Source organism: Prosthecobacter sp., from assembly GCF_044373815.1.
In the GTDB taxonomy this organism is placed as follows: domain Bacteria; phylum Verrucomicrobiota; class Verrucomicrobiia; order Verrucomicrobiales; family Verrucomicrobiaceae; genus Prosthecobacter.
On sequence record NZ_JBIPNG010000352.1, the window covers coordinates 1 to 6977 of the forward strand.

At 59.1% G+C, this 6977-nt stretch carries 8 protein-coding genes; all 8 read right to left on the bottom strand.

Translation table 11 applies throughout. The features are described from left to right. Positions 1 to 470, bottom strand: a 470-nt coding sequence (locus ACIREA_RS22840) for an aminotransferase class I/II-fold pyridoxal phosphate-dependent enzyme (RefSeq protein ID WP_397384657.1), incomplete at its 3' end; no start/stop codon positions are given. Between the two features lie 110 nt (positions 471 to 580). Beyond that, the gene (locus ACIREA_RS22845) at positions 581 to 2122 is read right to left on the bottom strand and encodes a hypothetical protein (protein ID WP_397384658.1); all 1542 of its coding nucleotides are present in this window, start codon (positions 2120 to 2122) and stop codon (positions 581 to 583) included. Positions 2123 to 2128: 6 nt separating this feature from the next. Next, positions 2129 to 3058: a hypothetical protein gene (locus tag ACIREA_RS22850; RefSeq protein ID WP_397384659.1), complete on the bottom strand. Its 930-nt coding sequence runs from the start codon at positions 3056 to 3058 to the stop codon at positions 2129 to 2131. A gap of 34 nt (positions 3059 to 3092) precedes the next feature. Beyond that, on the bottom strand, positions 3093 to 4514 hold the full coding sequence (locus tag ACIREA_RS22855) for a MotA/TolQ/ExbB proton channel family protein (RefSeq protein ID WP_397384660.1): 1422 nt from the start codon (positions 4512 to 4514) through the stop codon (positions 3093 to 3095). A 179-nt stretch (positions 4515 to 4693) separates the two neighbouring features. Then, the gene (gene ftsY, locus ACIREA_RS22860; protein WP_397384661.1) at positions 4694 to 5539 is read right to left on the bottom strand and encodes a signal recognition particle-docking protein FtsY; all 846 of its coding nucleotides are present in this window, start codon (positions 5537 to 5539) and stop codon (positions 4694 to 4696) included. Between the two features lie 9 nt (positions 5540 to 5548). After that, on the bottom strand, positions 5549 to 5989 hold the full coding sequence (gene nusB, locus ACIREA_RS22865) for a transcription antitermination factor NusB (protein ID WP_397384662.1): 441 nt from the start codon (positions 5987 to 5989) through the stop codon (positions 5549 to 5551). Between the two features lie 4 nt (positions 5990 to 5993). Next, positions 5994 to 6497: a 6,7-dimethyl-8-ribityllumazine synthase gene (gene ribH / locus ACIREA_RS22870; RefSeq protein WP_397384663.1), complete on the bottom strand. Its 504-nt coding sequence runs from the start codon at positions 6495 to 6497 to the stop codon at positions 5994 to 5996. Between the two features lie 4 nt (positions 6498 to 6501). Next, the coding region (gene ribA / locus ACIREA_RS22875) for a GTP cyclohydrolase II (protein WP_397384664.1) at positions 6502 to 6977 on the bottom strand (476 nt) is incomplete at its 5' end.

Sequence of the window (6977 nt, forward strand, 5' to 3'; positions counted from 1 at the left end):
TTCCCCGGGGCCATCTGGCAGCCTGCTCCGAGGCTGGCGTGATTCGCCCGGTCCGCGAGGATGCAGTCCTCGCGGCCCACGATGGCGCTGATGACGCCGAGATTCACCTGAAACCCGGTGCTGTAGAGCAGCACCGCCGGCTTCTTCATGAGCTGTGCGAGTTCTTCCTCCAGCTGCACATGGATGTCGAGGGTGCCATTCAGGAAGCGCGAGCCTGCACAGCCGGCACCGTATTTCTGCACGGCCTGGCAGATTGACTCCTTGATGCGCGGATCATTGGTGAGGCCGAGGTAGCTGTTTGAGCCCAGCATGAGCACCTGCTGACCATTGATGATGACCTCCGTGTCCTGAGCAGACGAAATCTCCCGGAAATAGGGGTAAATGCCTGCAGCCCGAACTTCATCCAGAGCACGAAATTTACGAACCTTGTCAAACAACGGGAGAGGACTGGGCGAAGAAGCAGAGAGCATCGGAGCGCAAATGAGGCGCGACAGTGGCACTGGAAAACCTGCTGTCCATGAACACCTTAGATAATGTAATCCCTCAAGGACTGAAAGAAATCATAGGCACTGCGCCTATTTCAATCCAGCGAGCGTTTGGGCGGGGCGATGGTCACAGCGCCAGGAGCTCCCGCACCCGCACGCGGCGGTGTGGGTGCCAGACGCTGGACTTCGTAGCCGGAGATGTTCACCGCGAGATCAAGCTTGGCGAGGAATTCCCAGGTGGCTGGAACGCCCACTTCATCGGCTAATTTTCGTGCTTCCAGATAGGCTTCGAACGCATCCGGCATGACCTGGAAGATGGCCACGCCGTTGGGATCCGCCTTGATGTCGCGCATGAGGCGAATGTAGGCGGAGTTGGGCTGCTTCATGGCCTCAATGGTCTCGCCGCCACCGCTCTTGGGCGTGAGGGCCAGTTGCACATAGGGCAGCGTGGGCAGGATCTTTGCCTCGAAGCCGTAAGAACCTGCCAGCAGCGGGCTGGATGCCGCGCGTTGCAGCAGAGCCTGAATGCGCGTGGCATCGTAAACGGTGCGGGCCTTGCTCACGTTTTCAATGCCAGGCACCTTGGCGAGATCGTGGAAGTACCCGAGCACATCCTTCGGTGTCGCTTTGACTTCCTTGGTGATCGCGCCCCAGGAGAAGGTGATTTTGCCACCAGCGGCGCTGGCCTTGATCACCGGCGGTGCAGGAGGGCGGGCGGGATCAAGTTTGACCCAGGCCGTGACGTCTCCTTTGGTGGCGGCGACGATGGCTTCGGCAACGACCGCCATGGTCTGCCGCGTGGGAATGGCGATGTCAGCGATGTCGTTGAGCAAAGCCTTGTTGGGCGGGATGCCGCCGGCCACCAGCGCCTTGTATGCCAGGGCCACGTATTCCAGCTGCACCCGATCCACCAAAGTGGCGATTTCTGGCCACGCTTTCTGCGCATTGGCGGGAGAACCCAAAATGCCTTCGAGGAGCTTGGCAAACGGGGCGTACTCCACCTTTTGGTATTCGAGCTGTGACTTCACCTTGTCCATGCCTTCAAGGATCGGCTGCAAAAATTTGACCTGGTTGAAGAACAGCACCCCTTGTTTGGCCACGAGAACGCGCGTCTCATTGGGCTTCTCAGGATAGGCGCGCGGATTCGGCAGACGCACGTAGGTCGGTGGCGGCGGCTGGTAGACAGGTGTCTTGTCCAGCAGCGCTTTGAGGCGCTCAAGCTCCGCCAAAATTTTATCGGTCTCGACCTTGCTCGCCTCACGGTCCTTTCTCCGCTGGTCCAGCTGCTTCTGGAAAGCGTCGAGATCCATGAACTTCATCTTCGACTGCAAGTCCGCAGTATCGACGGTCTTGAGATCCTCGATGGCGCGCTTGAGCTGGGCTTCCGACTGCTTCTGCTGCTCCTCGACTTTCACCGGATCAATCTTTTCAGGCAGCTGCTTCACCTGCTCCTGAATCTGCTGGAGTTCCTCCTTGGTGACGGGCGGCAGGTCGGACAGCACTTTTTTCACCGCACTGGCCACGCTCAGGCCGACCATGACGAGCACGATGATGAGCACACCGACGACGTTCGTCATCGTGTCCATCAAGGCGACGAACGGCAGCTCCTGCTCTTCATGTGGTTTGCGTTTTGCCATGGCGTGTCAGGCAGCTTTCTTGGGTGGAGTTTTGGCCGGGGGCACAGGAGGCGCTGGGGGTGCTGGCGTGGCGGGTGGCGCAGCAGGCGGCGGCGGGATCTTGCCGCGAAATTTGGCAAACAAATTAAGATCCAGCACGCCGCGCCCAGGGATGGGCAGCTTGCCCACGCGCACTTTGTAGTCGTTCTCCGCGCGGCCGGCCCCATTGTTAAAGGCCCCCTGCCCATCGTCACGGATGAGGAACAGTATCAGAGACTTGGGATCCTTGGCGAGTTCAGTGAGGAAGTGATTGTAGGCGGCATCAGCGACCACCACCGAGGCCGTGGCGCTCAGGCGATAGTCCTCTCCCCAGGCACCGAGGATCTTCAAGGCTCCAGTGCCAGCCTCGACGAAATAGACTTTCGTATCCGCCGGCATGCCGGCGCCGGAAGGCTGCACGATCACAGGCGGGATCTTTTTGTCCGGCGGCACATCGCGCTTCTTGAGCTCGGCCATGAGGGTGGCGATTTCCTTTTTGCTCTCCGCCTGCTGCTGCTTCATGCCCTCGATTTCGAGCATCAGATCATCCAGTTCCTTCTGCATCTTCTGGCTGATCTTCAGGTTCGCCTCCTGGAGATCCTTGGAGGTGTTGATCAGCTTGCGCAGCTTGATGAAGCGCTGCTCTTTTTCTTCGATCTGCTTTTGCAGTGCTTCCAGGGACGCCAGCTTTTCCTTGAGAATAACGTCCTGCGCCTTGCGCTCCACAATCTCCTGCCGCATGCGCTTGGCGTCCTGGGACATCTGCACGTCCTCCGGTGTGCGCCCCTCGGTCTGCTGGGTCTGCGACACGCAGAGCACCACGATGATGAGGATCAGCACCCCGATCAGCGAGCACAGAATGTCCAGAAACGGGACCAGCAGGATCTCGTCTTTGGCGGCATGTCGGCGCTTTGCCATGATCTTTTATTTGAGTGAGCTGAGGTTGAGGCGGCTATTTGCTGCTGAACCAGCCCTTTTTCTTCACCTGATGAATCATGATCTGCTTGCCGCCGAGTTCGGACAGCAGGGTGTTCAAAGACTGGATGCCGCTGGCCAGAGCGCGCGTGTAGTCCGTGGTGGTTTTCACGCTGTCCTTGACCGCATTGGTCATGTCTTCACGCATGCGGTTCAGTGTCATGGCAAACTCGGCGTCCACCCGCTGCTGATGCGCGGCGGCGCGTTTGTCGAGGTTGTCGGCCTGCTCCTTGATCTGCTTGGAGAGGGAGTTGAGATCCACGAGGAAATCCTTCTGCGCATTCGCCACCGCTTTGACCAGCGTGTCCATCACCCCAGCCGTGTCTCCGCCGGCGATGCTGCCGCCGTCATTGAGGCGTGGCAGCAGCACTTCATTGCAGAAGGCGTCGATGTCATTGAGGCAGTCATCCTCTGCTTTCATCATGCCGTTGAGCGGAAAGTTCAGGGTCATGGCCAGCACGAGGCCGAGCAACGTGGCATCAAATGCGGTACCGAGGCCGCCGGTCACGGCTCCCAGCGTCGCAGTCACCTGCTTGAGATCGGTCATGTTGCCGAAGTTCATGCCGCCGATGGCGTGTGACAGACCGATGACGGTGCCGATGAACCCCAGAATCGGGATGGCCCAGAGAAACGCCTTCAGCAGCGAGTAACTGCCGCCGATGCGCATGCTGTCGATGTCGGACTGGCTGGAGAGCATGTTCGTCACATCCCCCACATTTTGCTTCACTTCAAAGAGCTCCAGGGCCTTGCGGATGCGGTTCACCATCATGCTGTCACGCAGACGATGCGGCAGCTTGTAAACGTGGTCGATGAACTGGCCCACGTTGTCGCGGTTGATTTCCGCACCCACTTCCCAGGGCAGCACGTCCAGCAGCAGCGCCTTGCGCTGATGGGCGAGTTTCTGCATTTTCAAATACAGGATCGACATGGCCCACGTGAAGAACAGCGTGTTCATGAAGCTCACCAGCATGTGCTTGAAGAACAGCGACGCGATGAACTGCATGGTCGTGTACGTCGCCGGAGAGACGCTGTCCGGCGCCTTGAACGGGAACAGAATGCCCACCCATGCGAGGAACAGCACGAAACCGATCCCGAAGCTCAGAAACCCATTGGGGTTTGTCGGATCGATTTCTTCCCAGCCGCCACGCTCTCCACGCTCCGGCGTGCCGGTGGCGGGTGGCTGCTCAGGAGCAGAGGCCCCATGCTCATACTCAGCTCCGAAAGCGTCGTTTTCAGCAGGCGCTGAGGCTGGCTCAGGCGCCGACACGCTGCTGGGAGCAGGCAGCCCCGAAGGGGCAGGCAGCGAAGATGGGGCCACGGCCGGAATGCTCAGCTTGGTATTGCAGCCAGGACAGCGGACTATTTTGCCTGCCATTTCCGGCTCGGCTTTGAGTTGCATGTCGCATGAGGGGCATTTGAACGTCACAGGTGATTTCCTCCAAGGTGTGATTTGAAAAGTGGGCGCTGCTACTTAGCGAAAGACATACCCATTCGACAATAGATTTCTTGGGATGAAATTCACTTCAGCCACAAAGATACCAAAGTATCGGCCAAAGGTATCATTTTTGTCCACTCCAATCAGAGCAGTTCTTCCACGAAGCGCTTCGAATCGAACGCCTGGAAATCTTCGACGCTTTCCCCCAGTCCGATGAAACGGGTGGGCACGCCAAGTTCCTGCTGAATCGCCACAAGCACGCCGCCTTTGCCGCTACCATCCAGCTTGGTGACAATGACACCGGTCAAGGGAATCACCTTATTGAATTCACGCGCCTGCTGCAAAGCATTGGAGCCGGTGGTCGCATCACAAACGAGCAGCACTTCATGCGGAGACTCGGCATCCTTGCGTCCGAGAATGCGGTGAATCTTCTTCAGCTCCTCCATCAGGTTGTGCTTCGTGTGCAGCCGCCCGGCGGTGTCACAGATGAGGTAGTCAGCCTCCGTCTTGAGCGCCTTTTCATAGCCTTCAAAACACACGGATGCCGGATCGCCATTCGGCGGACCTTTGACGAGAGGGATCTTCAAACGCTCAGCCCAGACCGTGAGCTGCTCCACAGCAGCGGCGCGGAAGGTGTCTGCTGCAGCCAGCACCACCTTGTGCCCGCTCTTGTGAAGAATGTGCGCCAGCTTCGCGGTGCTGGTGGTTTTGCCGGTGCCGTTCACACCTACAATGAGGAGGACCTTGGGCTTTCCGGGGATCGGCTCGATCGCAGGCACCGACTCGGGCAAAATTTTGCGCACATGCTCACGCGCCACCTGCACGATGTCCGCCCCGTGCAGCGTGCGCTGGCGGGATTTGAGATCCGCCACGATCTGCAGCGCCAGACGCGGTCCCAGATCCCCGGCGATGAGGGAGGCCTCCAGGTCATCCCAGTCAATGTCGGGCTTGGTAAAGCGCTGGATGAGTGATTTGAAAAAACCGGCCATCGGGAAAAACTAGGAGGCTTGAGGTGCGGGAGCTGGCGCTCCATGTTTGCGCAGGGACTTCGCCAGCTTGTCGAGCACTCCATTGACGAAAGAGCCGGACTCCCCGGCGCTGAGAGCTTTGGCAATGTCGATGGCCTCGTTCAAAATCACGGGCGTGGGCACCTCCGGGCAGTAGAGCAGCTCGTAGGAGGCCACGCGAAGCACGTTGCGGTCCACGGCGGCGAGTCGTTCGAAACTGAAGTTTTCCAGCAGTCCGGTGATCCCTGAATCGATCTGCTCCTGATGGCCGATAACCCCCTTGATCAAGTTTTCAGCAAACGCACGGGTGGAAGCCCTCGCGCTATGAAGAGTCCAGAAGTCTTCCGGTTCCCCGGGTTTTTCCGTCCCCTGAAGATCACGGGCAAAGAGAAATTGAATGGCGGCCTCACGGCCTTCGCGGCGTCTTCCCATGATGTTAGGCGTGGTCAAGGGGTTCGCCGGCAAAGCTGGCCTTCATCTTGCCGAACAGATTGATCATTTTGACGCAAGTCTGCGCGGCCTCCGTGCCACGATTGATGGTGGCTCCCAGGCAGCGTTCCTCCGCCTGCTCCTCCGTGCTGACCAGCAGCACCTCATGAATGACGGGAATGCAGTGCCTCACCGCCATCTGCTGCAGGGCATCCGTCACCGAAGCGCCGACGAGATCGGCATGCTCCGTGGAGCCACGAATGATGACTCCCAGGGTGATGACGGCATCCGGCGCGCTGCCACGCAGCACGTGCTCCACGCAGACCGGAATCTCAAAGGCGCCGGGCACGCGATAGACATCAATGGAAGCATTGGGGGCAATGACTTCGATCTCTTCCTTGGCGGCATTGAGCAGGCCTTGGACGAACTGGTTGTTGTACAATGAGGCGACGATCGCGATGCTGATCGGATCCTGGGTGGGGCGTGGACGACTGGAGGCGTAATTGGACATGTGACTAAAGCTTGTGGCCCATCTTCTTCTTCTTCGTTTCGAGATAGCGGGCGTTCTCGGGTTTTGGCGTGGATTTAACGGGGACTTGTTCGACGATTTCGAGCTTGTGACCTTCAAGGCCCACGACTTTGCGCGGGTTGTTGGTCATGAGCAGAAGCTTGCGCACCCCCAGGTCGGAGATGATCTGCGCACCGATGCCGTAGTCGCGCAGGTCCATGGGGAAGCCGAGTTTCAGATTGGCCTCCACGGTGTCAAAGCCCTGCTCCTGGAGCTTGTAGGCCATGATCTTTCCATGCAGACCGATGCCGCGACCTTCGTGGCCGCGCATGTAAACGATGATCCCCTTCCCTGCGCTGGCGATGTGCTTCATCGCGGCATGCAGCTGGCTGCCGCAGTCGCAGCGGCGGGAGGAAAACACATCTCCGGTGAGGCATTCGCTGTGCACGCGCACGAGCACGGGCTCATCAGGCGTGACGTCTC

What these genes read in the sequence shown, in the direction of transcription:
- ftsY (WP_397384661.1), bottom strand. Translation starts at nt 5,539, where the DNA reads ATGGCCGGTTTTTTCAAATCACTCATCCAGCGCTTTACCAAGCCCGAC.
- ACIREA_RS22850 (WP_397384659.1), bottom strand. Translation starts at nt 3,058, where the DNA reads ATGGCAAAGCGCCGACATGCCGCCAAAGACGAGATCCTGCTGGTCCCG.
- nusB (WP_397384662.1), bottom strand. Translation starts at nt 5,989, where the DNA reads ATGGGAAGACGCCGCGAAGGCCGTGAGGCCGCCATTCAATTTCTCTTT.
- ACIREA_RS22845 (WP_397384658.1), bottom strand. Translation starts at nt 2,122, where the DNA reads ATGGCAAAACGCAAACCACATGAAGAGCAGGAGCTGCCGTTCGTCGCC.
- ribH (WP_397384663.1), bottom strand. Translation starts at nt 6,497, where the DNA reads ATGTCCAATTACGCCTCCAGTCGTCCACGCCCCACCCAGGATCCGATC.
- ACIREA_RS22855 (WP_397384660.1), bottom strand. Translation starts at nt 4,514, where the DNA reads ATGCAACTCAAAGCCGAGCCGGAAATGGCAGGCAAAATAGTCCGCTGT.